At 52.3% G+C, this 25055-nt stretch carries 25 protein-coding genes and 2 pseudogenes; 12 read left to right on the forward strand and 15 right to left on the reverse strand.

Going from position 1 to position 25055, the window contains the following annotated elements; all coding sequences use genetic code 11:
• Positions 1 to 8 precede the first annotated feature (8 nt).
• From hslU to rraA, 3 genes are all read left to right on the forward strand, one after another.
• Complete coding sequence (gene hslU / locus ACLJRE_RS19995) at positions 9 to 1340, forward strand: HslU--HslV peptidase ATPase subunit (protein WP_001293360.1); 1332 nt, start codon at positions 9 to 11, stop codon at positions 1338 to 1340.
• 66 nt (positions 1341 to 1406) lie between these two features.
• A complete protein-coding gene (gene menA / locus ACLJRE_RS20000) occupies positions 1407 to 2336 on the forward strand; it encodes a 1,4-dihydroxy-2-naphthoate polyprenyltransferase (protein ID WP_000139642.1) in 930 nt (309 codons plus the stop codon).
• 92 nt (positions 2337 to 2428) lie between these two features.
• Positions 2429 to 2914 (forward strand): ribonuclease E activity regulator RraA, encoded by a 486-nt coding sequence (gene rraA / locus ACLJRE_RS20005; protein ID WP_000872918.1) that lies wholly within the window; start codon positions 2429 to 2431, stop codon positions 2912 to 2914.
• Between the two features lie 221 nt (positions 2915 to 3135).
• Here the strand turns inward: rraA and zapB are convergent, their stop codons facing one another.
• A complete protein-coding gene (gene zapB, locus ACLJRE_RS20010) occupies positions 3136 to 3375 on the reverse strand; it encodes a septal ring assembly protein ZapB (protein WP_000051370.1) in 240 nt (79 codons plus the stop codon).
• Positions 3376 to 3773: 398 nt separating this feature from the next.
• On the opposite strand from zapB, the gene ACLJRE_RS20015 reads away from it, so the two are divergent.
• The 4 genes from ACLJRE_RS20015 (at position 3774) to fpr (ending at position 8113) form a co-directional block, all read left to right on the forward strand.
• Positions 3774 to 4619, forward strand: coding sequence for an MIP/aquaporin family protein (locus ACLJRE_RS20015; protein ID WP_000084285.1), 846 nt, complete (start codon positions 3774 to 3776; stop codon positions 4617 to 4619).
• Between the two features lie 20 nt (positions 4620 to 4639).
• A complete protein-coding gene (glpK, locus tag ACLJRE_RS20020; protein ID WP_000136809.1) occupies positions 4640 to 6148 on the forward strand; it encodes a glycerol kinase GlpK in 1509 nt (502 codons plus the stop codon).
• Between the two features lie 111 nt (positions 6149 to 6259).
• The gene (gene glpX / locus ACLJRE_RS20025; RefSeq protein WP_001250624.1) at positions 6260 to 7270 is read left to right on the forward strand and encodes a class II fructose-bisphosphatase; all 1011 of its coding nucleotides are present in this window, start codon (positions 6260 to 6262) and stop codon (positions 7268 to 7270) included.
• 96 nt (positions 7271 to 7366) lie between these two features.
• Positions 7367 to 8113 (forward strand): ferredoxin--NADP(+) reductase, encoded by a 747-nt coding sequence (gene fpr / locus ACLJRE_RS20030; protein WP_000796304.1) that lies wholly within the window; start codon positions 7367 to 7369, stop codon positions 8111 to 8113.
• Between the two features lie 109 nt (positions 8114 to 8222).
• Here fpr and ACLJRE_RS20035 read toward each other — a convergent pair whose 3' ends face one another.
• Positions 8223 to 8651, reverse strand: a complete 429-nt coding sequence (locus ACLJRE_RS20035) for a DUF805 domain-containing protein (protein WP_000155238.1) — start codon at positions 8649 to 8651, stop codon at positions 8223 to 8225.
• A 100-nt stretch (positions 8652 to 8751) separates the two neighbouring features.
• Here ACLJRE_RS20035 and ACLJRE_RS20040 point away from each other — a divergent pair, with 100 nt between their 5' ends.
• Both ACLJRE_RS20040 and tpiA read left to right on the forward strand, forming a co-directional pair.
• Positions 8752 to 9348, forward strand: a complete 597-nt coding sequence (locus ACLJRE_RS20040) for a YiiQ family protein (protein ID WP_000802241.1) — start codon at positions 8752 to 8754, stop codon at positions 9346 to 9348.
• Between the two features lie 112 nt (positions 9349 to 9460).
• Entirely contained in the window at positions 9461 to 10228 is a 768-nt protein-coding gene (tpiA, locus tag ACLJRE_RS20045) for a triose-phosphate isomerase (protein ID WP_001216339.1), read from the forward strand.
• Between the two features lie 91 nt (positions 10229 to 10319).
• Here tpiA and ACLJRE_RS20050 read toward each other — a convergent pair whose 3' ends face one another.
• From ACLJRE_RS20050 to lsrA, 7 genes are all read right to left on the reverse strand, one after another.
• Positions 10320 to 11084 carry an epimerase gene (locus tag ACLJRE_RS20050; protein WP_023137067.1) on the reverse strand — a complete coding sequence of 255 codons (765 nt, stop codon included), beginning with the start codon at positions 11082 to 11084 and terminating at the stop codon, positions 10320 to 10322.
• A gap of 9 nt (positions 11085 to 11093) precedes the next feature.
• Entirely contained in the window at positions 11094 to 11384 is a 291-nt protein-coding gene (lsrG, locus tag ACLJRE_RS20055; RefSeq protein WP_001543603.1) for a (4S)-4-hydroxy-5-phosphonooxypentane-2,3-dione isomerase, read from the reverse strand.
• Between the two features lie 82 nt (positions 11385 to 11466).
• Positions 11467 to 12342, reverse strand: coding sequence for a 3-hydroxy-5-phosphonooxypentane-2,4-dione thiolase (lsrF, locus tag ACLJRE_RS20060; protein ID WP_000774146.1), 876 nt, complete (start codon positions 12340 to 12342; stop codon positions 11467 to 11469).
• A gap of 28 nt (positions 12343 to 12370) precedes the next feature.
• Positions 12371 to 13393 (reverse strand): autoinducer 2 ABC transporter substrate-binding protein LsrB, encoded by a 1023-nt coding sequence (gene lsrB / locus ACLJRE_RS20065; protein WP_000090737.1) that lies wholly within the window; start codon positions 13391 to 13393, stop codon positions 12371 to 12373.
• A 28-nt stretch (positions 13394 to 13421) separates the two neighbouring features.
• Complete coding sequence (gene lsrD / locus ACLJRE_RS20070) at positions 13422 to 14423, reverse strand: autoinducer 2 ABC transporter permease LsrD (RefSeq protein ID WP_000981826.1); 1002 nt, start codon at positions 14421 to 14423, stop codon at positions 13422 to 13424.
• Positions 14420 to 15463 carry an autoinducer 2 ABC transporter permease LsrC gene (lsrC, locus tag ACLJRE_RS20075; protein WP_000911133.1) on the reverse strand — a complete coding sequence of 348 codons (1044 nt, stop codon included), beginning with the start codon at positions 15461 to 15463 and terminating at the stop codon, positions 14420 to 14422. Before lsrC ends, lsrD begins: the two co-directional genes overlap by 4 nt.
• A complete protein-coding gene (gene lsrA / locus ACLJRE_RS20080) occupies positions 15457 to 16992 on the reverse strand; it encodes an autoinducer 2 ABC transporter ATP-binding protein LsrA (RefSeq protein WP_023212198.1) in 1536 nt (511 codons plus the stop codon). The genes lsrC and lsrA overlap by 7 nt, the downstream gene beginning before the upstream one ends.
• Before the next feature lie 255 nt (positions 16993 to 17247).
• On the opposite strand from lsrA, the gene lsrR reads away from it, so the two are divergent.
• The 3 genes from lsrR to ACLJRE_RS20095 all read left to right on the forward strand — a co-directional run bounded on the left by lsrR (position 17248) and on the right by ACLJRE_RS20095 (position 20250).
• Entirely contained in the window at positions 17248 to 18207 is a 960-nt protein-coding gene (lsrR, locus tag ACLJRE_RS20085; RefSeq protein WP_001283049.1) for a transcriptional regulator LsrR, read from the forward strand.
• Positions 18208 to 18293: 86 nt separating this feature from the next.
• Positions 18294 to 19886, forward strand: coding sequence for an autoinducer-2 kinase (gene lsrK, locus ACLJRE_RS20090; protein ID WP_000113088.1), 1593 nt, complete (start codon positions 18294 to 18296; stop codon positions 19884 to 19886).
• A 13-nt stretch (positions 19887 to 19899) separates the two neighbouring features.
• Positions 19900 to 20250 carry a cupin domain-containing protein gene (locus ACLJRE_RS20095; RefSeq protein WP_001173083.1) on the forward strand — a complete coding sequence of 117 codons (351 nt, stop codon included), beginning with the start codon at positions 19900 to 19902 and terminating at the stop codon, positions 20248 to 20250.
• A gap of 89 nt (positions 20251 to 20339) precedes the next feature.
• Here the strand turns inward: ACLJRE_RS20095 and ACLJRE_RS20100 are convergent.
• The 6 genes and pseudogenes from ACLJRE_RS20100 to ACLJRE_RS20125 form a co-directional block, all read right to left on the reverse strand.
• A pseudogene (locus tag ACLJRE_RS20100) lies at positions 20340 to 20480 on the reverse strand (CDP-diacylglycerol diphosphatase); the annotation flags it as partial.
• A gap of 51 nt (positions 20481 to 20531) precedes the next feature.
• Positions 20532 to 20657: pseudogene (locus ACLJRE_RS20105) on the reverse strand (hypothetical protein); the annotation flags it as partial.
• A 97-nt stretch (positions 20658 to 20754) separates the two neighbouring features.
• Entirely contained in the window at positions 20755 to 21477 is a 723-nt protein-coding gene (locus tag ACLJRE_RS20110; RefSeq protein WP_001528882.1) for a GntR family transcriptional regulator, read from the reverse strand.
• Positions 21478 to 21539: 62 nt separating this feature from the next.
• Entirely contained in the window at positions 21540 to 22580 is a 1041-nt protein-coding gene (locus ACLJRE_RS20115) for an ADP-ribosylglycohydrolase family protein (protein WP_023195949.1), read from the reverse strand.
• A 9-nt stretch (positions 22581 to 22589) separates the two neighbouring features.
• A complete protein-coding gene (locus ACLJRE_RS20120) occupies positions 22590 to 23549 on the reverse strand; it encodes an aminoimidazole riboside kinase (protein ID WP_023212200.1) in 960 nt (319 codons plus the stop codon).
• 10 nt (positions 23550 to 23559) lie between these two features.
• Positions 23560 to 24894: an MFS transporter gene (locus ACLJRE_RS20125; RefSeq protein WP_023212201.1), complete on the reverse strand. Its 1335-nt coding sequence runs from the start codon at positions 24892 to 24894 to the stop codon at positions 23560 to 23562.
• Positions 24895 to 25055: the final 161 nt, after the last annotated feature.

Genomic DNA, 25055 nt, shown 5'->3' on the forward strand with positions numbered 1-25055 from the left:
GACCTCTCATGTCTGAAATGACCCCACGCGAAATTGTCAGCGAACTGAACAAACACATTATCGGCCAGGATAACGCAAAGCGTTCCGTGGCGATTGCATTGCGTAACCGCTGGCGTCGTATGCAGCTTGATGAAGAGCTGCGCCACGAAGTGACGCCGAAAAATATTCTGATGATTGGCCCGACCGGCGTCGGTAAAACCGAAATCGCCCGTCGTCTGGCAAAACTCGCCAACGCGCCGTTCATTAAAGTTGAAGCCACCAAATTCACCGAAGTGGGCTATGTCGGGAAAGAAGTGGACTCTATCATCCGCGATCTGACCGATGCCGCTGTGAAAATGGTTCGCGTACAGGCTATCGAGAAAAACCGCTATCGTGCGGAAGAGTTGGCGGAAGAACGTATTCTCGACGTACTGATCCCACCCGCAAAAAATAACTGGGGCCAGGCCGAACAGCAGCAGGAGCCTTCTGCCGCCCGTCAAACGTTCCGCAAAAAACTGCGCGAAGGCCAGCTCGACGATAAAGAGATCGAGATTAACCTCGCCGCCGCGCCGATGGGCGTAGAGATTATGGCGCCTCCGGGCATGGAAGAAATGACCAGCCAGTTGCAGTCTATGTTCCAGAACCTGGGCGGTCAGAAACAGAAACCGCGTAAGCTGAAAATTAAAGACGCGATGAAACTGTTGGTTGAAGAAGAGGCTGCTAAGCTGGTCAACCCGGAAGAGCTGAAACAGGACGCTATCGACGCGGTTGAACAGCACGGCATCGTGTTTATCGATGAAATTGACAAAATTTGTAAGCGTGGCGAAACCTCCGGCCCGGATGTTTCACGCGAAGGCGTACAGCGCGACTTACTGCCGCTGGTAGAAGGCTGCACGGTTTCAACCAAACACGGGATGGTCAAAACGGATCATATTCTGTTTATCGCCTCTGGCGCGTTCCAGGTGGCGAAGCCGTCTGATCTGATCCCGGAACTGCAGGGCCGTCTGCCGATTCGCGTTGAACTTCAGGCGCTGACCACCAGCGATTTCGAACGCATTTTGACCGAGCCAAACGCCTCCGTCACCGTGCAGTATAAAGCGCTGATGGCAACTGAAGGCGTCAATATCGAGTTCACCGATTCCGGTATTAAACGTATTGCCGAAGCCGCCTGGCAGGTTAACGAAACCACCGAAAACATCGGCGCGCGCCGTCTGCATACCGTACTGGAGCGTCTGATGGAAGAGATTTCCTATAACGCCAGCGATCTGCACGGCCAAAACATCACAATTGATGCGGAATATGTGAGCAAACATCTGGATGCGCTGGTCGCAGATGAAGATCTAAGCCGTTTTATCTTATAATCGCGTCCAATGCATTTTCATCACTGTTGATGGGGCTGAAAAGCCCCATTTTTATTGGCGCTAAATATGACTGAACAACAACAAATTAGCCGCACCCAGGCCTGGCTGGAAAGCTTACGACCCAAAACCTTACCCCTCGCCTTTGCGGCGATTATCGTCGGTACGGCCCTGGCATGGTGGCAAGGCTATTTCGATCCTCTGGTCGCACTGCTGGCCCTTATCACCGCCGGGCTGCTGCAAATTTTATCCAACCTCGCCAACGATTACGGCGACGCTGTCAAAGGCAGTGATAAACCGGATCGCATCGGGCCGCTGCGGGGGATGCAAAAAGGCGTCATCACCCGGCAGGAGATGAAGCGGGCGTTAATCATTACCGTCGTGCTGATCTGTATCTCCGGACTGGCGCTGGTGGCGGTCGCGTGCCATACGTTAACCGATTTTGTCGGCTTCCTGATTTTGGGCGGGCTGTCGATTATCGCCGCCATCACCTACACCGTGGGTACTCGGCCCTACGGTTATATCGGGCTGGGTGATATCTCTGTCCTGGTATTCTTTGGCTGGCTAAGTGTCATGGGGAGCTGGTATCTCCAGGCGCATACGTTGATTCCGGCGCTAATTCTCCCGGCCACCGCCTGCGGTTTACTGGCGACGGCGGTGCTGAATATTAATAACCTGCGCGATATTAATAGCGACAGAGAGAACGGCAAAAACACCCTTGTGGTACGACTCGGCGATGTCAACGCGCGTCGTTATCACGCCTGCCTGTTGCTAGGCGCGCTGCTCTGTCTGGCGCTGTTTAATCTGCTCTCGCTACACAGTCCGTGGGGATGGTTGTTTATTCTGGCCGCGCCATTGCTCATTAAACAAGCGCGCTACGTAATGCGCGAAAGGGAGCCTGCGGCAATGCGCCCGATGCTTGAACGTACCGTTAAAGGCGCGTTGTTAACCAACCTGTTATTTGTGATTGGGATACTCTTAAGTCAGTGGGCCGTTTAACTGACAAATATCAATTAACAATTGATGATTTTGCCAACAGTATACTTAGCGCGATATACTAAAAATTCTCGCAGCAACTGAACGTTAAGCCTATGAAATACGATACTTCCGAGCTTTGTGACATCTATCAGGAAGATGTCAACGTCGTGGAACCGCTGTTCTCCAATTTTGGAGGACGGTCGTCGTTTGGCGGACAAATCATCACGGTAAAATGTTTCGAGGACAACGGGTTGCTGTACGATCTGCTCGAACAAAATGGCCGTGGTCGGGTTCTGCTGGTCGATGGCGGCGGTTCTGTCCGTCGTGCATTAGTCGATGCGGAGCTGGCGCGTCTGGCCACGCAAAATGAATGGGAAGGGCTGGTTATCTATGGCGCGGTGCGTCAGGTGGACGATCTGGAAGAGCTGGATATCGGCATTCAGGCGATCGCCGCCATTCCGGTTGGCGCCGCAGGTGAAGGCATTGGGGAAAGCGATGTGCGCGTCAATTTCGGCGGCGTGACGTTCTTCTCCGGCGATCATCTCTATGCCGACAACACCGGGATTATCCTTTCCGAAGACCCGCTTGATATCGAGTGATCAAAAAAGGCGCCGTAAGGCGCCTTTTTTATGCGTTGTCGCTGATTGCCGGATGGCAGCTTACGCCTTATCCGGCCCACCGGTATCCGCGTTCTAAATCCTCTATAGATTTCGCGTCAGGGCAAGGCGGCAAGTAAGTGAATCCCCAGGAGCATAGGCCACTATGTGACTGGGGTGAACGCACGCAGCCAACGCCGCCATAACGTGAAATATGACGAGGATTAGACTTCTTCCATACGACCAAGCAGCGCCTGCAAACGTTCCTGCCAGCCGCTCTGCTGTTCCTTCAGAGAATTATTTTCACGCTCGAGTTCTTCACGCTGATGCTGTGCAGACTGCACTTCCTGCGTCAGGCTGTTGTTCTTTTCTTTCAGCTCTTCAATTTCCATCTGTAACAGGGTGATGGTGTCAATCGCCTGCTGTACTTTTGCTTCCAGTTTCTCAAACACTTCTAAAGACATGATCTTACCTCTCCTGAATTGCAAGGCGACGCTTCACGTAAACGCGCACAATATATAGTGTCGATTGTATGAAGCCCCGCTCTCGCTGTCCAGCGACATACCGCGTAGATCGCGGTTTGCAACAATTTTCATCCATCTCCTGGTAACATTCATTCAATAACTTAAAAGTGTTAACATATTGGTTAATGAAATGATTCAATTCACTCTCTTCTGCTGTCTCAAAATGCGCCTCATGGCGCGATAACGCTCATTTTATTGACGCAGTACACACATTTTGATTTCGATATTTCTCGTTTTTGCTCGTTAACGATAAATTAACAGTGTGCCTACAGGGCATCGTGGATGTCCATGACCTCCTCGCATACCAATAATCATTACATACTCTTCAGGATCCGATTATGAGTCAAACATCAACCTTAAAAGGCCAGTGCATTGCTGAATTCCTCGGTACCGGGTTGTTGATTTTTTTCGGTGTGGGTTGTGTCGCTGCGCTTAAAGTTGCCGGAGCTACTTTTGGACAGTGGGAAATCAGCGTCATCTGGGGTCTGGGGGTAGCGATGGCTATCTACCTGACGGCAGGTGTTTCTGGCGCACACCTGAACCCGGCAGTGACCATCGCACTCTGGCTATTTGCTTGTTTCGACAAACGTAAAGTTGTTCCTTTTATTATTTCTCAAGTTGCCGGCGCCTTTTGCGCAGCGGCGTTAGTTTACGGGCTTTATTACAATCTTTTTGTGGACTTCGAACAAACCCACCATATCGTCCGTGGCAGCGTTGAAAGTCTCGATCTCGCAGGCATTTTCTCAACTTACCCGAATCCTCATATCAATTTTGTGCAGGCCTTCGCGGTTGAAATGGTGATTACCGCTATTCTGATGGGGCTGATTCTGGCGCTGACCGACGACGGTAACGGCGTACCTCGCGGTCCGCTTGCGCCACTGCTCATTGGTTTACTGATCGCCGTTATCGGTGCCTCTATGGGGCCGTTGACCGGGTTTGCGATGAATCCGGCGCGTGACTTTGGCCCCAAAATGTTCGCCGGGCTTGCCGGTTGGGGTGAAATTGCATTTACTGGCGGTAGAGACATTCCTTACTTCCTGGTGCCGCTGTTTGGCCCCATCGTCGGCGCCATTCTGGGCGCGTTTGCTTATCGCAAATTTATTGGCCGTCATTTGCCGTGCGATACCTGCGTCGTGGAAGAGAAGGACTCCACCGCGACCACACAACAAAATGCTTCGCTGTAATCTGATTACGGGACAAAATTATGACTGAAAAAAAATATATCGTTGCGCTCGACCAGGGTACCACCAGCTCCCGCGCGGTCGTTATGGATCATGACGCGAATATCGTCAGCGTATCACAGCGTGAATTTGAGCAAATTTATCCTAAGCCAGGCTGGGTAGAACACGACCCGATGGAAATTTGGGCGTCCCAAAGCTCAACGCTGGTAGAAGTGCTGGCTAAGGCCGATATCAGTTCCGATCAGATTGCCGCTATCGGTATCACCAACCAACGTGAAACCGCGATCGTCTGGGAACGTGAAACCGGCAAACCGATATACAACGCTATTGTCTGGCAGTGCCGTCGTACCGCCGATATTTGCGAACAGCTTAAACGCGACGGCCTGGAAGATTACATCCGCGACAATACCGGTCTGGTCGTCGACCCGTACTTCTCTGGCACTAAAGTGAAATGGATCCTTGACCATGTGGAAGGTTCGCGCGAACGCGCGAAGCGTGGCGAGCTGCTGTTCGGTACGGTGGATACCTGGCTTATCTGGAAGATGACGCAGGGCCGCGTCCACGTTACGGATTACACCAACGCCTCACGAACCATGCTGTTCAACATCCATGATTTGGACTGGGACGATAAGATGCTGGACGTGTTGGATATCCCACGCGCGATGCTGCCCCAGGTACGTAAGTCCTCCGAAGTCTACGGCCAGACCAATATTGGCGGTAAAGGCGGTACACGTATTCCTATCGCCGGGATTGCCGGGGATCAGCAGGCCGCGCTATTCGGCCAACTGTGCGTAAAGGAAGGAATGGCAAAGAATACCTACGGCACCGGCTGCTTTATGCTGATGAACACCGGCGAGAAAGCGGTAAAATCGGAAAACGGCCTGCTGACCACCATCGCCTGCGGCCCAAGCGGCGAAGTCAACTATGCGCTGGAAGGCGCGGTGTTTATGGCGGGAGCGTCCATTCAATGGCTGCGTGATGAAATGAAGCTCATCAGCGACGCGTTCGACTCCGAATATTTCGCCACGAAAGTGAAAGATACCAACGGCGTCTACGTGGTTCCGGCCTTCACCGGTCTGGGCGCGCCGTACTGGGACCCGTATGCCCGCGGCGCCATTTTTGGCCTGACTCGCGGCGTGAACTCTAATCACATTATCCGCGCGACGCTCGAATCCATCGCTTACCAGACCCGCGACGTACTGGAAGCGATGCAGGCCGACTCCGGTATCCGCCTGCATGCTTTGCGTGTGGACGGCGGCGCAGTGGCCAACAACTTCCTGATGCAGTTCCAGTCAGATATTCTCGGCACGCGGGTGGAACGCCCGGAAGTGCGCGAAGTGACCGCGCTGGGCGCCGCCTATCTGGCTGGCCTGGCCGTCGGTTACTGGCAGAACCTGGACGAGCTGCAGGAAAAAGCCGTCATTGAGCGAGAATTCCGCCCCGGCATTGAAACCACCGAGCGTAACTACCGTTACAGCGGCTGGAAGAAAGCGGTTAAACGCGCAATGGCGTGGGAAGAGCACGACAAGTAAGGTCGCCATCCGGCAAAATCTTTGTGCGGAGGCAACTCCGCACACACATCAATTATTCCCTCCTTCCCCTGTGCTACACTGCGCGCCACTCCTTTTTGCTACGAGTTTGTTATGAGACGAGAACTTGCCATCGAATTTTCCCGTGTGACCGAAGCGGCGGCGCTGGCTGGCTACAAATGGCTGGGACGCGGCGATAAAAATACCGCGGACGGCGCGGCGGTCAACGCCATGCGTATCATGCTCAACCAGGTCAACATTGACGGCACCATCGTGATTGGCGAAGGCGAAATCGACGAGGCCCCGATGCTCTATATCGGCGAGAAAGTCGGTACCGGCCACGGCGATGCGGTAGATATCGCCGTCGATCCGATTGAGGGCACGCGCATGACGGCGATGGGTCAGGCGAACGCGCTGGCGGTGCTGGCGGTCGGCGATAAAGGCTGTTTCCTGAATGCGCCCGATATGTATATGGAAAAACTGATTGTCGGTCCGGGCGCCAAAGGGGCAATTGATCTCAATCTGCCGCTGGCGGATAACCTGCGCAACATCGCGGATGCGCTGGGTAAACCGCTTGGCGATCTGACCGTGACCATTCTGGCAAAACCGCGTCATGACGAGGTCATCGCAGAGATGGCCAAACTGGGCGTACGCGTGTTTGCCATTCCTGACGGCGACGTCGCGGCCTCAATTCTGACCTGTATGCCGGATAGCGAAGTCGACGTGCTGTACGGGATTGGCGGCGCACCAGAAGGCGTGGTATCCGCAGCGGTGATCCGCGCGCTGGACGGCGATATGCAGGGACGTCTGCTGGCGCGCCATGACGTGAAAGGCGACAGCGAAGAAAACCGCCGCATTGGCGAACAGGAACTGGCGCGCTGCAAAGCAATGGGCATTGAAGCGGGCAAGGCGTTATGCCTGGGCGACATGGCGCGTAGCGATAACGTTATTTTCTCCGCGACCGGCATCACGAAAGGCGATCTGCTGGAAGGAATTAGCCGGAAAGGCCATATTGCCACGACGGAAACGCTGCTGATCCGCGGCAAATCACGCACCATCCGCCGCATTCAGTCGATCCACTATCTTGATCGTAAAGATCCGGATGTGCAGGCGCATATCCTCTAGCGCATTTGTTAGTTAGAGCCTTCCAGCCTCGCGGGGCTGGAAATCTTTCTCCTGACGAACGAAGATAAGGTTAGCGATTCAGAACAGGAGAAAACCATGGCCGATTGGGTAACAGGTAAAGTCACTAAGGTGCAAAACTGGACTGACGCACTGTTCAGCCTGACCGTGCACGCCCCCATTAATCCTTTTACTGCAGGCCAATTTACCAAACTCGGACTGGAGATCGATGGCGAGCGCGTTCAGCGCGCGTATTCCTATGTCAATGCGCCTGACAATCCGAATTTAGAGTTTTATCTGGTGACGGTGCCGCAAGGAAAGCTCAGCCCGCGGCTGGCAGCGCTAAAACCTGGCGATGAGGTGCAAGTGGTCAGCGACGCGTCGGGTTTCTTTGTACTGGATGAAGTGCCTGACTGCGAGACGCTATGGATGCTGGCAACCGGAACCGCTATTGGCCCGTATTTGTCTATTCTGCAATATGGCCAGGATGTCGCGCGCTTTAAAAATCTGGTCTTGGTCCACGCCGCACGCTTCGCCGCCGATTTAAGCTATCTGCCGCTAATGCTGGAACTGCAACAGCGTTATGAAGGCAAGCTGCGCATCCAAACGGTGGTCAGCCGGGAGAGCGTGCCAGGCTCGCTTACCGGACGCGTGCCAGCGCTCATTGAAAACGGCGAGCTGGAAAAAGCCGTTGGATTACCGATGGATAAAGAGACCAGCCACGTCATGCTGTGCGGGAACCCGCAGATGGTGCGCGATACGCAGCAACTGCTGAAAGAGACCCGACAGATGACTAAACATCTGCGCCGCCGACCGGGGCAGATGACGGCTGAACATTACTGGTGATGTTTTACCGAATGGCGGCTGGGGCTTATCCGGCCTCCTGCAAATCATCACCAATCTGTGGGCCCGGTAAGCGTCAGCACCACCGGGCAAATTACGGTTTACCGCCCGTTTACGATTCTGCTTTAAACTTCACGTCCTGTGTCGCTTTCCCAAACTTATTTTCCCCCTGAACACCGACAAACGCGCCCAGATCGATAAGCATCATCACCAGGATCAGCGTCGGAATAAATCGCCCGACGACCCACTGCCACATCCCCGGCAGCATCACCCAGTTTCCGGCCAGCAGCATCCACGCCAGAATCATCAGCAACGCCCACGCGCCGGATCGCCCCCGGTCATGCAGACGTTTGACCATGACGGCGGCGGTCGGCCACAGCAGGCACACCAGGCAAAATGCCGCCGTTTGGATATCAAGCAGGTTTTTCCCCGCCAGCGAAAATAGCGCCAGCATCCCGGCAAACCAGAGGCCGATCCAAATCCAGAAATCACGGCGTCCGATACGCCCTTTAAATGAGAATAACCATTGCTGTATGGTCATGTAAGTTCCTTATATTTTGCCTTCCGCTACAGTTTACCCTTTTGACAAGCCCGACAGTTATCGTTTTAATCGTGAGCAGTCCTAACGAAAGGTAAGATTGATGAAGCCAGGATGTACTCTGTTTTTACTGTTGTTTTCTGCTCTCACCGCCAGCATAACGGCGCACGCGCAGCTCTCTTCATCGACCACGACAGCGCCCTATCTGCTGGCGGGCTCGCCAACCTTTGATCTTTCTATTAGCCAGTTTCGTGAGAACTTTAACCGCCAGAATCCCGATCTGCCGCTCAATGAATTTCGCGCCATTGAGAATAGCCGCGATAAGGCGAATCTGACCCGCGCCGCCAGTAAGATTAACGAAAATCTGTATGCCTCCACGGCGTTGGAGCGCGGTACGCTCAAAGTGAAAAGTATGCAGATTACCTGGCTGCCCATTCAGGGGCCGGAACAGAAAGCGGCGAAAGCGAAAGCGCTGGAATATATGGCCGCCATTATTCGCACTGTCGCCCCGTTACTGACAAAAGAGCAAAGCCAGAAAAAACTGCAAAAGATGCTTATCGCCGGTAAAGGTAAACACTATTACGCCGAGACCGAAGGCGCGGTACGTTATGTTGTCGCAGATAACGGCGAAAAGGGGCTGACCTTCGCGGTTGAACCGATTAAGCTGGCGTTATCTGAAAATCTGGAAGGGGCGAATTGATGACAAAAAGCAAAGCCTTTCCGGGGATGAATCTCTATACTGTTTCACAGACCATGCTGCTCTGACGAGCGGCCATCTTCCTTAATTCGCTGACTAAGCGTGGAGAAATGAAATGCGACATCCTTTAGTGATGGGTAACTGGAAACTGAACGGCAGCCGCCACATGGTAAACGAACTGGTGGCTAACCTGCGTAAAGAACTGACGGGCGTAGCAGGCTGCGACGTGGCAATCGCTCCGCCGGAAATGTATATCGATCTGGCGAAACGCGCTGCTGCCGGTAGCCACATTATGCTGGGCGCGCAGAACGTTGATCTGAACCTGTCTGGCGCATTCACCGGTGAAACTTCGGCTGAAATGCTGAAGGATATCGGCGCGCAGTACATTATTATCGGCCACTCCGAGCGTCGTACTTATCACAAAGAATCTGACGAGCTGATCGCCAAAAAATTCGCCGTACTGAAAGAACAAGGTCTGACGCCGGTACTGTGCATCGGTGAAACCGAAGCGGAAAACGAAGCGGGCAAAACAGAAGAAGTGTGCGCACGCCAGATCGACGCGGTACTGAAAACGCAGGGCGCGGCAGCCTTTGAAGGCGCGGTTATCGCTTATGAACCCGTATGGGCGATCGGTACCGGTAAATCTGCAACTCCTGCGCAGGCGCAGGCGGTTCACAAATTCATCCGTGACCACATTGCTAAAGCTGACGCGAAAATCGCTGAACAGGTCATTATCCAGTACGGCGGTTCTGTTAATGCCTCCAACGCAGCCGAACTGTTCGCGCAGCCGGACATCGACGGCGCGCTGGTTGGCGGTGCTTCTCTGAAAGCTGACGCTTTCGCGGTGATCGTGAAAGCAGCAGAAGCTGCTAAACAGGCTTAATTGCCGATCAATGTCTGATGGCGCTGTGCTTATCAGGCCTACCAGCCGAGTGCTTATGTAGGCCTGATAAGGTAAAGCCGCCATCCGGCATTTATGCTGTGGAGGGTAAGAAAGTAGTATCCCCGGCAACCTTAAACATCGCCCTCCAGCTCCGCGTATTCTCAACCAGCCGATCATCACGAAATAACGCACTACCAGAAACAACACGATCGATGCCCTGTGCAATCAGCGAAGGCAATTGATCCTGCGTTAACGACCCATCAATAACGATAATTTTACCTTCGCGTTTATCACCAAGTAGACAGAGAAGCTGCGCCACGCGCTCGTGCAAATCACTGGAGCGCATTTTACTGCCGTATCCAGGGTTCACTGCCAGTAGTTGAATAACCTCGATGTCGCTCAGAATGGGGATAATGACATCCAGAGGCGTTGCCGGGCATAAACTAATCCCCCGGATCACCGGCATTTCACCGCCAATAACGGGCACGGTCTGCTGACCAAGCCAGCTTAGCGTATGATGCAGATGAATATCGCCTTCAGCCTGAAGCGTGATGCAGTGTGCGCCCGCCTTCACGCAGGCTTGTGCCGCCGTCCATTGATCCGCTACCATCAAATGAACATCTTTGATAAAGGTTTGCGGCAGTTGCCCAACTGCCCATGGCCCAACGGTAAACTGCGGGCAAAATTGACCATCCATCAAATCCAAATGCAACAGCGGCTGGTTTAGCGCTTCCAACTGTTGCAAATAGCGATGTAACGCAATCCACTGCCCTGCCAGAATACCCACACTAAGCGGATATGACGCTAACAATGCCACACATGCTTCGCGCGTTAATCCGGCAAACTGGCTGTTCATGAGCGCTCCTTAAGGCATCAAACCCATAAAAACTTTTTTTGTCCGCGGACCGGTCATCAACGGTTCAAGCTGCTCCACGCAAGTTTTATAGTGTGGCGTTGTCTTATGAAAAGCGACGGCCTGTTCATCAACGTAGGCTTCATAAATATAAAATCGCGTAGGCACCTGCGGATCCTGCAGAACATCAAAACGCAAGTTACCCGGCTCTTTAATTGAGCCCAGATGATTTTGCCGAAAAACATCGATAAATTGTTCAACCTTGTCATCATGAACGTTAATTTCAACCAGCGTAACGTGCATCATTAACCCCCTGATTATTCCAAATAAAATAACAGTCATCCCCATCTCCTCGCATCGGTAAAAGATGGGGAAGCGATCTCATTTAACCTTTCTCACTCAAAAACAGCTCATAAGCACGCTCTGCTGTTTCGTTATGATGAACGACAGCATGTACCGCTTTAATCATGGCTACCGGATCTTCTGACTGGAATATATTACGCCCCATATCTACGCCAGAAGCCCCCTGGTCAATCGCCTGATAGCACATTTCCAATGCTTCACGTTCAGGCAGTTTTTTACCGCCGGCGATGACAATCGGCACCGGACAACCTGCCGCAATACGCTCAAAACCTTTATCGACATAATACGTTTTGATAATTTGCGCCCCCATTTCCGCAGCGATACGCGTTGCCAGTGAAAAATAACGCTGGTCGCGAGCCATATCTTTACCCACCCCGGTTACTGCCATTATTGGCATCCCGACGCGTAACCCGGCATCAATCAGTTGAATAATATTTTTAATCGACTGATGTTCATGCTCACTACCAATATAAACCTGTGCGGCAGCAGCACAGCTATTCAACCGCACAGCGTCATCCATCGCCACCGCAACCGCCTCATTGCTTAATTCAGTGAGAATAGAATTCGCCCCGGACGCGCGTAAAACGACTGGTTTATTAATTGCCGGAGGTACAACACTGCGTAATATGCCGCGAGTACACATTAAGACATCAGCATATTCAAAGAGCGGCGCAATATTGATATCAATACGCTCAAGTCCGGTTGTCGGCCCCTGGAAATATCCATGGTCAAAGGCCAGCATGACCGTTTTTCTGGTCTTGGGATTAAAAATCCTCGCCAGTCTGGACTGCATTCCCCAATCCAGCGCGCCACAGCCTTTTAATGCGAACAAAGTGTTAGTTTGTGGTTTATCGGTGTGAAAATCTTTGCCATCTTTAATATCATCTAAATCAGCCATTCTTTACTCCGTCGATACATAACAGTTATCAGAAATCATATTTGTCGATATTGTCTTTGTTGAAAATGACACGCTCCGGCAATAACACAATGCCGTTACCTTTTGCCTCATAGTGATATCCCTGCTCACTATTAGGTGAAACGGTGACTTTGCCGATGCCGGGAATATCCAGTGAGTCACCGACATTCATTGGCATATTTTTCAGCAACGCGTTGGCGACATATACGGAAATTTTTCCCTGTTGGACGACATCCCACAGGCCAAACTCTTTAACAGTGCCGCGCTGAACATAAGGGCGCATTACATTCGGCGTACTAAAACCAACAATCGCGAGATTATTGCGTTTAAGGTTCTCCGCCGCCTGTGCCGCAGCAGGTAAAGCGTTAGCGTCAGGCGCGATGATGGCATCCAGATCGGGATACGCTTTGATGATACCTTCCGCCGTCTGGAGCGATTTCGTGGCATCGTTATAGCCAAACTGGGTAGTGACTATCTCCCACCCCGGATGTTCCTGGCTAATTTTGGCTTTAGCTTCTTTCACCCACTGGTTCTGGTCGGTCACCGTTGGGCTGGAATAGAAGAAAGCGACTTTCGCTTTCTCTTTGTCCACCTGATGAGCGGCCATCTCTACCAGCATGCTGCCGAGCTGTTTTGGCGTCCCTTGATTGATATAGTAAGAACGGCACTCCGGCTTGGTATCGGAATCCCAGGTTAATATTTTCACGCCTCTTTGCATTGCCCGCTTCAACGCCGGGCATAGGCCATCAGGCGAAACGGCAGAAACGATAATGGCGTCATACCCCTGATTGACAAAGTTATTCACCAGTTGAACCTGGCCTGAGACGCTGGGCTCTGTAGGGCCATCGTAAGTTACGTCAATGCCCAGCGCTTTTCCCGCTTCCTGCGCGCCATTGCCGCCGCTGGTAAAAAAGCCCACGCCAACCAGTTTGGGAATAAAAGCAATCCGCTCTGCCGCCTGCACGGTCATTGCCGCAGATGCCAGACCAAACGCAGTGAGTAAGGCGATCATTTTAATGCTGTGTCTTGCCATTTTTTTCTCCATAAATTTCAAAAGGAAATCATGCCTGATGCGCATTGCGACGGCGTGAGTACCATTCAAGGATTTGGTGACGATGCAAACTGACGGAACGACCAACGACAACAACAATGAGAAGCGCACCGGACAATGCGCTGGAAATTTGATTCGGCACTCCGGCCATCTGTAGCCCCTGCTGTAAAAATCCCACCAGCAGCGCCGCCAACGCGGACCCCATAATCGACCCGGAGCCGCCATAAATATTGGCGCCTCCCAGCACAACCGCCGTAATGGCCGGCATCAGGAAAGAGGCGCCCAGATCCGAACGTGCGGAGCCAAAGTAAGAAACCAGTAATACGGCGGCGATAGCGGAGGCGCATCCGGTCATGGCATACACGGTATACAACGTGCGATTCACCGGGATCGCGCTGTACTGCGCGACACGGGCGCTCTGGCCAATCAGGAAAACGTTGCGTCCCATATGCGTGCGATGCATGAGCAGCCAGAAAAACAAACAGCACACAAGAAAAAAAATAAGCGGCATGGGAATACCAAGAAATGAAATATTGGCAAAGTCAGTGAACGCTGTGGGAAATCCACCAATACCTTCATAACCCGTGGCGCCAGCCATACCAGATAACAATAATGCGCTACCACCAAATAAATACATGGTTCCCAGGGTAATCACCAACGGGTTTACGCCGGTATAAATAATAAGTCCGGCATTTATCAGCCCACATATTGCGCCGAGTAGTAGGGTAATAATAATCGCTAAAGGTAGCGGCATACCGAGCTGAAACAGCACACCCAGGGTAATCGCGCATAGCCCGATTGTAGAACCAAATGAAATATCCATGCCACCGCTGACAATAACCATTGTTAGCGGCAAAGCGACAATACCGATACAAATAAAATCGCTAGTGCTAAAAAGTAAGACATTAATATCTAATAAACGTGGATTAATCAGACCGAAAGCCAGAATTTCAAAGATCAATAAGGCTGCCAGCGCAATTTCCCAGCTATAGCGTCGCCATGGATTCATCATGCCACCTCTTTGTTTTTATTCTGTTGTGCGTGCGTTTTTGCTTCCGCCTGTAGTGGAGTGGGTGGTGATATAAAACGGGCATATTTCTGGCGGCGCAGATTGCGTTGTAATGCGCAACGCAGCCGCCCATCGAATACCAGTACGCCCAACAATACCAGGCCAGCAATAAAATCGTTCCACCAGGCGGGGATGCGCAGCAGCACTAACACACTATCGATTTGCGTAAGAAAATAAGCGCCGAGAATAGCGCCGATGACCGTGCCTGACCCGCCTAACAGGCTAATTCCCCCCAATACGCAGGCCGCGATGGCTTTCATTTCCAGCCCCGTGCCGGTTTGATTGGGAATGAAGCCAATCTGCGAGGCAAACACGATTCCAGCCAATGCCGCCATACCGCCATTAAGTGAAAATGCCATGATGCGTACCATCTCGGTACGGACACCCAATTGCCGGGCGCCCTGCAGGTTATCGCCGGTGGCGTAAAAATTGCGGCCAAAGGCGGTTTTCGCCAGGAGCCAGGCCATAAGCAGCGCTAACACCAGGGTAAACCAGCCGATTGCGGAAATTCCCAGAAACACCGGAGCAGAGAGTTGCTTTAAGCCTGCGGGTAATCCTTCAATCCATTTTCCCCCTGTCCATAGCAGCATGATCCCACGATACAAGCCCAGCGTTCCCAGCGTGGCGACAATGGCGGGTATCTTCAACCAGGCAACCAGTACGCCATTAAAAAATCCGGCGACAATTCCTAATATTAGTGTGGCCAGGCAGGCGACCGGCAGGCTATAGCCGGCGTTTAACATCACTCCCAGCAATACCGCGCACATTCCTGTCGTCGAGCCCACCGATACATCAATATTGCGGGTGAGCATTACCATCGTCGCGCCAATTGCCAACAGCATCAAAATTTGCGCGCTACTGAAAACCATTGTCAGCGTTTGCACGCTCAAATACTGGCTATCCAGCGCGCCAGGAAACACGAATAAACAGACTATTGCCAGCAGTGCCGTCGCTTCCCGATTATTTTGGATGAATTTCAACATGTTGCCTCCGACGCACCATGTTCGCCAAACGCAACGTGCATGATGGTATCAACGTTAATTTCCTCGCCGCATAACGCAGGCCCCCCCAGTTCCCCCTGGTGCATGACATATACGCGATCGGCCATCTGCTCTATCTCTTCCAGATCGGAGGAAATAAACAGCACTGCGACATTTTGTTGCGCGATACTGCGCAACAGCTGATAAATATCGCTGCGGGCGGAGACATCGACACCGCGGGTCGGTTCATCGACAATCAGTAATTGCGGAGAGGCTTCCAGGCATTTAGCAATCAATACTTTTTGCTGGTTACCGCCGGATAAAGTACGCGCCGCCTGTTCGGCATTATTGAGTTTGATATTTAACGCGCGGTGGTAACGTTCAAGAGTGGCGTTATCCCGCTGGGGCTTTATCCAAAATCCTTTTTGGTTGTGGGTCAGCGAACAGACATTCCATGCCAGGGAAGCGTCAAGATACAGCCCGGATGACTGCCGATCTTCCGGCAAATAGACCAGGCCGAGCTGCAACCGCTGTTGGGTTGTCAGGGCGTTAATTTCTTCGCCATTGAACAGCATCCGCCCCACATTGACCGGTCTAATACCGTACAGCGTTTCAGCCAGTTCTGTGCGTCCCGCGCCGACTAACCCGGCCAGACCAAGGATTTCGCCTGCCCGCACCTCAAGGTTGATATTCATAAAACCTTCGCCCGTCAGTGACTCCAGCGCTAATACCGTCGCGCCGCGTTCGTTCTGCGGGCGGCTGCCAGGCAATTCCAGCCACAACTTTTGATTCGCGGAAAGACTGACGCCCTGCGTTGCCGGGGTGATAGCTTGAATAATCTCGTCGGTAGAAAGGTCATGCGTTTTTCCGAATAATGCGATTTTACCGTCACGCATCACGCTAACGCAGTGAGCTAACTGTCTAATTTCTGGCAGCTTATGAGAAATAAATACAATTCCGACACCCTTTTTCAGCAACTCTTGCAGACGCGTAAATAACCGATCAGTTTCGGCTGGCGTTAACGACGCCGTGGGCTCATCAAGAATTAAGATTCGCGAGTCGCGCATCAAGCCGCGCATAATTTCAACGATCTGGCGGTCTGCAACATCAAGCGTACCCGCAGCGCTCGCCGGATCGAGTTGGCATCCCATCGCCTTTAATAGCTGCTGCATTTTTTCCGTGGAGGCCTGACGTCCCTGCAAGCCAAACAAGATATTTTCCCGCACAGATAAACTCGGAAATAACAGAGGCTCCTGGGGAACCAGGTAAATGCCATACTGGTGCGCCTTCAGAGGCGTTAAATGACTGCAACGCACACCAGCAATATCGATAGTCCCTCCATCTGGCGGGACTATACCGGCAATAATCTTCATTAATGTTGATTTACCCGCACCATTGCCGCCAAGCAATGCGTGCACCTCTCCCGCATGCAGAGTAAAGTCAATTCCCTTTAGTACTTCGACGCCGGAATAACTTTTATAAATGTTCTGCACACAAATCAGAGGGGATGCAGTATTGTGACTGATTTGCATGTTGCCTCCGCTCCCTCAATGTTGACTGACGGGACTGAACAAATGTTTTTTGAAAAAGAAATTGTTCAAAACGGTAGTAGTTATTTGGTCAAAAAACTCTCATCCAGATCACGTTTTCTGAATAAATGAATTTTTAGATGATAAATGTTCAGATTTGACGCGTTTTTGTGGCGTTAATCACGGTTATTTCGGAGTGATAACTGAACAATTGTGTTAATGATTTAGAAATGTTCAAAGTAAAGCCAGGTTATGACAATGAGCGATAATACGTTGGTATCTGATTATGGAATGTGCGAAGAAGAGCAGGTGGCGCGTATTGCCTGGTTCTACTATCACGATGGATTGACGCAGAGTGAAATCAGCGAGCGTCTGGGGCTAACCCGGCTAAAGGTTTCTCGTCTGCTGGAGAAAGGGCATCAGTCCGGTATTATTCGCGTACAAATCAACTCCCGCTTCGAAGGGTGTCTTGAGTATGAAAATGCCTTGCGCAACCACTTCGCATTGCAGAATATCCGCGTGCTGCCGGCATTACCCGATGCCGATATTGGTCTGCGCTTAGGAATCGGCGCCGCCCATATGTTGATGGAGTCTCTGCGGCCACAGCAACTGCTGGCCGTCGGCTTTGGCGAAGCCACGATGACCACATTAAAACGCCTCAGCGGATTTATCTCGGCGCAACAAATCCGACTGGTCACGTTATCCGGCGGCGTGGGGCCGTATATGACCGGAATAGGCCAGCTTGATGCCGCTTGTAGCGTAAGTATTATGCCCGCGCCGCTGCGCGCATCATCGCAGGAAATTGCCTGCACGCTGCGCAATGAAAATAGCGTGCGGGATGTGATGCTCACAGCGCAAGCTGCCGATGCCGCCATCGTGGGGATTGGGGCAATTAACCAGAAAGATCAAGCCAGTATCTTAAAATCCGGCTATATCACTCAGGGTGAACAACTCATGATTGGCCGCAAAGGCGCAGTAGGCGATATTCTGGGCTATTTTTTTGATGCTCATGGCGAAATTATTCCAGACATCAAAATCCATAACGAATTAATTGGCCTGAAGTTAAATTCACTTTCCACGATCCCAACCGTGATTGGCGTCGCCGGCGGCGAACAAAAAGCAGAAGCTATTATTGCCGCTATGCGCGGTAACTATATCAATGCGCTGGTTACCGATCAGAAAACCGCAGGGAAAATAATTCAACTTATTGAAAAATAAAAAATAAAATAACACTTACCTCAATTCAATAAACAATAACTGACAGGATTTTATGTAACGATGTAAAAATAGCCGAGGATAAAAAAATGGCTCGACTCTGTACCCATACTGAATCAGGACATTACCTGATGGCTCTTGACGCCGGTACCGGTAGCGTCAGAGCAGTAATTTTTGATCTACAAGGAAAGCAAATAGCTGTCGGTCAAGCGGAATGGCAGCATCTGGCCGTGCCGGATGTGCCTGGTTCGATGGAGTTTGATCTTGCCAAAAACTGGCAACTGGCTTGCCAGTGTATTCGTCAGGCACTACAGAAAGCCGCCATTCCTGCAACGGCTATCGCTGCCGTATCGGCCTGTTCGATGCGTGAAGGCATTGTTATTTATGACAGTAACGGCGAACCAATTTGGGCCTGCGCTAATGTTGACGCCCGCGCGGCGCACGAAGTCAGTGAATTAAAAGAGCTGCACGATAACACCTTTGAGGAGGAAGTTTATCGTTGCTCCGGGCAAACGCTGGCGCTCAGCGCTATTCCGCGTCTGCTCTGGCTTGCCCACCATCGTCCGGATATTTATCATCGCGCGTCAACCGTCACTATGATCAGCGACTGGATGGCCTTTATGCTCAGCGGCGAACTGGCGGTCGATCCCTCCAACGCAGGCACGACGGGGTTATTGGATCTGGTGACCCGCAACTGGAAACGTAGCCTGTTACAGATGGCGGGCCTGCGTTCTGACATTCTCTCGCCGGTAAAAGAAACCGGGACGCTGCTCGGTCACATTTCACAGAAAGCGGCTGAACAGTGCGACCTGCAAGCGGGTACGCCGGTCATCGTTGGCGGCGGCGATGTGCAGTTAGGCTGTCTGGGGCTGGGCGTCGTACGCCCGGCGCAAACGGCCGTGCTGGGCGGAACCTTCTGGCAACAGGTCGTCAATCTTCCCACGCCGGTCACCGACCCAAACATGAACGTTCGCATCAATCCTCATGTGATCCCCGGTATGGTACAAACCGAATCTATTAGCTTTTTTACTGGGTTAACGATGCGTTGGTTCCGCGACGCCTTTTGCGCTGAGGAAAAACTAATCGCTGAAAGGTTAGGTATTGATGCGTATTCCCTGCTGGAAGATATGGCCAGCCGGGTGCCTCCCGGCGCGCACGGTGTGATGCCCATCTTCTCTGACGTTATGCGTTTTAAACGCTGGTACCACGCCGCGCCGTCGTTTATCAATCTGTCTATCGATCCTGAAAAGTGTAATAAAGCGACCCTATTTCGCGCGCTGGAAGAGAATGCCGCCATTGTTTCCGCCTGCAATTTACAGCAAATTGCCGCGTTTTCCGGCGTACAGGCCGACTCGCTGGTTTTTGCCGGCGGAGGATCTAAAGGCAAATTATGGAGCCAAATCCTTGCCGACGTTACGGGACTCACCGTTCACGTACCTGTCGTCAAAGAAGCTACCGCGTTAGGGTGCGCTATTGCCGCAGGCGTTGGCGTGGGTATCTGGCCGTCGCTGGCGGAAACGGGAGAAAAGCTAGTGCGCTGGGATCGGGAGCATAAACCTAATCCTGAAAATTTCGCTGTCTACCAGCAGGCCAGAGAAAAATGGCAGGCCGTTTATCAGGATCAACGCGCGCTGGTCGATGGTGGCTTAACGACATCCCTCTGGAAAGCGCCCGGCCTGTAACAGGAGAATAAGCATGCAAAAAACGAATGAGAAGAATCATGAATACCGCTTTGGCGATAATGGCCCTAAATACTTAATCCGTGGGCCGGGCTGCGATATGGGCGTCGTTATACTACAACCAGGGCAGTCATTCCCTAACCATCGCCATAATACCGCTTGTGAGGTTTTTTATACCCTAAGCGGTGAAGTGTGCCTGTATCTGGAAGGAACACCTCATATCCTGCAAACTGGAGATGTTTTACAGTGCGAACCTGGGGAGGCGCATTATCTCATTAATAACGGCGATAAACCCTGGAAAGGCGTGTTTATTAAATCGCCGCATCTGGAAAATGACAGCCACCCTGCAGATCCACCGGCCTGGTAACGCCCGCGCCATCGCCAGATTTTGCCGGATAGCGCCACGAGAGCCTTGTCCGGCCTCCAAACGGCATTCGTTAATGCAATATCAAGCTGTCATTTGATGACCTGTTGGTTCAAGATATCACACTGAGGATCCTGAATTTCCTCGGCAGAAGCGCGATTGAAGGTCAGTAAATTACGCTCGGTCGCCAGCAGGACAAAAGAGCCATCGCTTTGGCGTACCCCCGCCAGCGCGATACATCACAGCATCCCCGCCCGCGCAGGAACTTTCCCTGGTCCCATCGCCACCACAGCAGCAAAAAATAGCAGTGCGGTCATAAACTCCGGCAGTAGCGAAGTCGCCCACAGAAGGATAGTAACGCCAACGATGATGAAAGGGAGGAACAGAGGATGGGACAACCAGAGCGACATACCTGTCTCCTGACGATTTTTTCAGCAAGAATACGACGGACAGTCAGGCAGGTAAACGCCAGATATAGTGAGGTTATCGCAGGATTAAGCGGACAGATCAGTGATAATGAATTTCACCAAAGTATTCAGACAGCACGTAATAGCGGCAATACTCAAAAGGGCTGTCCTTCCCGGCCTGAAACGTCTGTCTGGCGACAGATAACAGCGGTTTATTGGCGGCGATTTGCAATTTTTCGCACAGGTCAGCGGAAGGTAAAATCGCCTCAACTTTTTCTATCGCCGAGTCGCTTGTGACGTTTAATAACGAATAAAGCGACGTATGCTCCAGCGCCTGCGGTGTAAGTTGCAGATCGGGAAAGAAGCTAAGATCGAGATAAATTTTCTCATGGTTAAATGGACGGTTATTCAGGCAACGAATACGCGAAATATAGAGATAGTGATGCTGTGCGGGCAGGCTCAAGCCGTCTGCCTGAGCGTCGCGCGCGCGGCGCGGCGCGATTTCCAGAATACGGTTCTCAATCGCCACGCTGGCGTCCTGGAGATCGCGGGTAATACCGCGAAACGTGTGGCCGTAGCTCACGCCTTCCGGTACCGAGCACACCACCGAACCACTCCCGCGCTGCGACGAAATAATGCCCGCATTGATTAATTCGCTCCAGGCCTGTTTAACCACAATCAGCGAGACGTTGTAGGATCTGGCAATCTCTTTTTGCGTCGGTAGTTGGCTACCCAAAGGCAAAGACCCGTTCTGGATCTGCTGACAGATGATAAAAAATAGTTGCTTATAAAGCGGAGTAAAGCTCGTTTTATCAACCTGCAAGCTGCGCACCTCACGTCTTCGCCAGCAGGGGACGTTTTACCGTCCCCGGCAGGGTGAATTCGCTACCCTGCGATTTGCCTGGCCAGTTCTGCCAAATCGAAATGATTCATACGATCCAAAGTCGTTAAATAATCGGCGGGAAAAGCCTCCACGCCATGGAATGCGCCGGAAATCGCCCCAACCATGGTGGCGACAGTATCAGTATCATTGCCGATATTAACGCCGGAGATAATAGCATCTACGGCAGAATTCGGACAACACGCGAACAGGCCAAAGGCCGCCGGCACCGCTTCACTCACGTGCAGCCCGGAGCCAATAATATCAGCAAGTTCCACCACCGCCGTTTCCCAATGGCGATGACGTTTACCGATATCTACGGCCAGCTCAATGCGTCGGGCAACGGAAGGACCTGCCACCATCATCGCACCTTGCTCCTGCGCCAGCAGATAGCCCCTTTGCGCACCGTAAATACCGGCGGCAATAATGCTGTCTGCGTTGGTCTGCGCTCTTAACGCCTCGCTGGTTGCCGCCGCCATCGCCGCTGCGCCGGACATCGCCAGCACGTTATTATGCGTAAAACGGCAAATCTGCAGCGCGCAGTCAATCGCCGCGTCAATATCACCCGGGTGCAGCACCGCCGCTGGCCAAATCTTCATGGCCGCGCCGTTGGTGGCTTCGGCATTACCCTTATTAATGATCTGTACCGATTGTTTTTCGCCTTCCAGCTCGCCCTGCAAAGAGGCGCGATTATCATTAAATATCGCTTTCATTGCCGCACGCGTCGTCGGACCGGTAAAGTTGGCGTAGAAAGGATAATCCAGCCACTGCTGGAAAGCCTCGCGCATCGCCTCGTCGCTGACCTGGCGTTGATGGCGCAGCAGCGCGTCCATAATGTACTTCGCCTGAATAAAATCATCCGTGCACATCCCTGCTTCGTTGCAGCGGCCAAACGTGTCCGCAGGCGGTTTTTGAAAGGTCGTCACCCAGCCGCCAAAATAGTCTTTTATTTGCTGCTGGGTGCGTACTTCCGTCGCGGCTCCCATCGCGTCCGCGGCGGCGGCACCCACCAGGCATCCCAGTATTTTGTTTTGATCAACGTGCATGATGACTCCTTATTTCACGGTCATGGCTTGTGCCAGCGAATGGCTGGACAGAAAAGTGTTTAGCTGGTCGGGAAACGGTAAAGCGGTCATTGCGCCCTTTGCCGTTACCGCCATGGCGCCGCAGGCATTGGCATTGCTGATGGCCTCCGCCAGCAGGGTATGATTCCAGCAATTTGCGCGGGAAAGGGTGAACAGCAGGCCGCCGACAAAAGCATCGCCGGCTCCCGTGGTATCGACGACATCGACGCGCGGTGTGGGAAAATGGAGCTCCCCCTCGGCGGTAATCAACAGCGCGCCATCGGCCCCCAGCGAAATGATGGTGGTGTCGCAGCCCAGATCGCGCAGGTAATAACGCGCATCCTGCCAGTGGCTGGCGCCGCTGAGCTGGCACAGCTCATCTGCCGAGACTTTACAGATAGAAGCCAGCGCGGTGGAGCGGGCGATCAGCTCAGGGATTTCATCGGTATTGCGCCACATTTTGCTGCGTAAGTTGACGTCAAACAGTACGTAACCACCCGCTTCACGCATTCTTCTCGCTCCCTCAAGGCACGCCTCGCGAGCGGGACTGTCGGTGAGGCCAATTGAGCTGAAGTAAAACCATTCGTACTGCCTGAACGGCGGCAGGTCCTGCGGCGAGACGTAGGTATCGGCACCAGGATGCACCAGATAGGTAAAACTACGCTCCCCATCAGCCGTCAGGTTGACGATCAGCACCGCGCTGGTCAGGTCCGCATCCAGCCGCAGCGAAGAGGCATCCACGCCGTTATCCTGGAAAACCTGGCGCAGGAAGCGGCCGGCGTCATCGTCGCCAAGACAACCGATAAAACCGCACTCCCCGCCCAGCCTGGCAACGCATACCCCCACGTTCGCCGACGCTCCGCCGGGGCATTTCAGATAGCTGTTCTGTTTTTCCGGCACCAGATCAACGGAAGCATCGCCGATAACCCAAACCTTATTCATGGCCTTCATTTGCGCCTCCTTATGCCTGTTTCTGCGCCAGGGCAAGCTGAATATCACGATAATATTCGTTGTTAATCAGATACTTTTTCATAAGCAGCCCAACCGCAAGGTGGAACAGCGCCGGAATGAGCGTCATCATCAGCGCAATACCGGTGAGCGAACGCGCGCTCTGTTCAACATCGGCCTGATAGCCAAAGTGGCTCAGCAGGAATCCGAGTATCCCGCCCGCGATCCCCATCCCAAACTTCTGGAAGAAGAGGATGCCGCCAAACGCCAACCCGGAAACGCGCAGACCGGTTTTCTTTTCTCCGTAATCCACCGCTTCGGCGATAGAGGACCAGAACACCGGCATTTGCATATCGCAGAAGAAATTAATAAGAAAATAGAACGCAAAGGCCAGGATAAGATTTTCACGCCCGACGGAGAAATACATCAGCGCGCTCAGGACAAAGGTAATAATCTGGGTGTAGCGGAACATCTTAATTTTGTCCCAGAACTTGGTTATCCAGGTGGTGGCGATCATCGCTAAAATTGAAGCGATGACGCCGGTAGTCAGGAAGGGTGAAATCAGGCTATCTCCGCCGTTCAGATAATACTTAGCGTAATAAGCGGCAACGGAACCGCGAATAACATAACCGCACATCAGCAGCAGAATAACAACGCCGAGAATAATCCACTGATCGTTACGTAACAGATATTTAAACTGTTTCCCCACCGATAGCGAGGTAATTTCCGGCTCGCTGCGTTCACGCGTGGTAAGAAAACAGAAGATAAACAGCAGGGCGCCCATCGCCCCCATCAGCCCCATCGAAAACTGATAGCCCAGCGCCTTGTTGCCCTGCCCCAGCCAGACGGCAAGCATCGGTACGACGATAGTCACCAGGAAAGCGGCAATCTTGGTCATCACAAAACGATAACCGTTGGCGCTTAACCGTTCGACGGGGTCGCTGGTAATCACGCCAATCATCGAAATATAGGGAATGGTGATCGCGGTATAGACCAGGGTCATAAGAATATAGGTGCCATAGGCCCATGCCAGTTTGGCCATATAAGCCATATCAGGCGTAATAAACATCAAATAAACGGCGAAGCCAAAAGGAATGGCAAACCACAGCAGCCACGGGCGGTAACGCCCCCAGCGCGTGTTCAGTTTATCGGTCAGAACCCCCATGGCCGGATCGATAATGGCATCAATCATCCGCACAACCACAAACAGTACGCCAACATCAGCGGCGCTCAGGCCGTAGATATCGGTATAGAAATAGGCGAGGAGCAGCTGCATGGCGATAATCACAACGTTTATCGCCATATCTCCCGCGCCGAAGCCGATTTTTTCCACGATAGAAAGTTTCATGTTGATATTCCTTTACGCTTAACAGCGCAAATCTGGTGAACAATTAATGATGTCACTACATGAAATAAAAACGTTTTTATATAAGCCATCCACCAGACAATCTATGGAGGCTATGAAGAGAGTGTAACTAACCACAAAAAGATATAAAGGTATACCTTTAT

Origin of the sequence: Salmonella sp. SAL04157 (assembly GCF_046551635.1) — a bacterium.
Classification (GTDB): Bacteria; Pseudomonadota; Gammaproteobacteria; order Enterobacterales; family Enterobacteriaceae; genus Salmonella; species Salmonella enterica.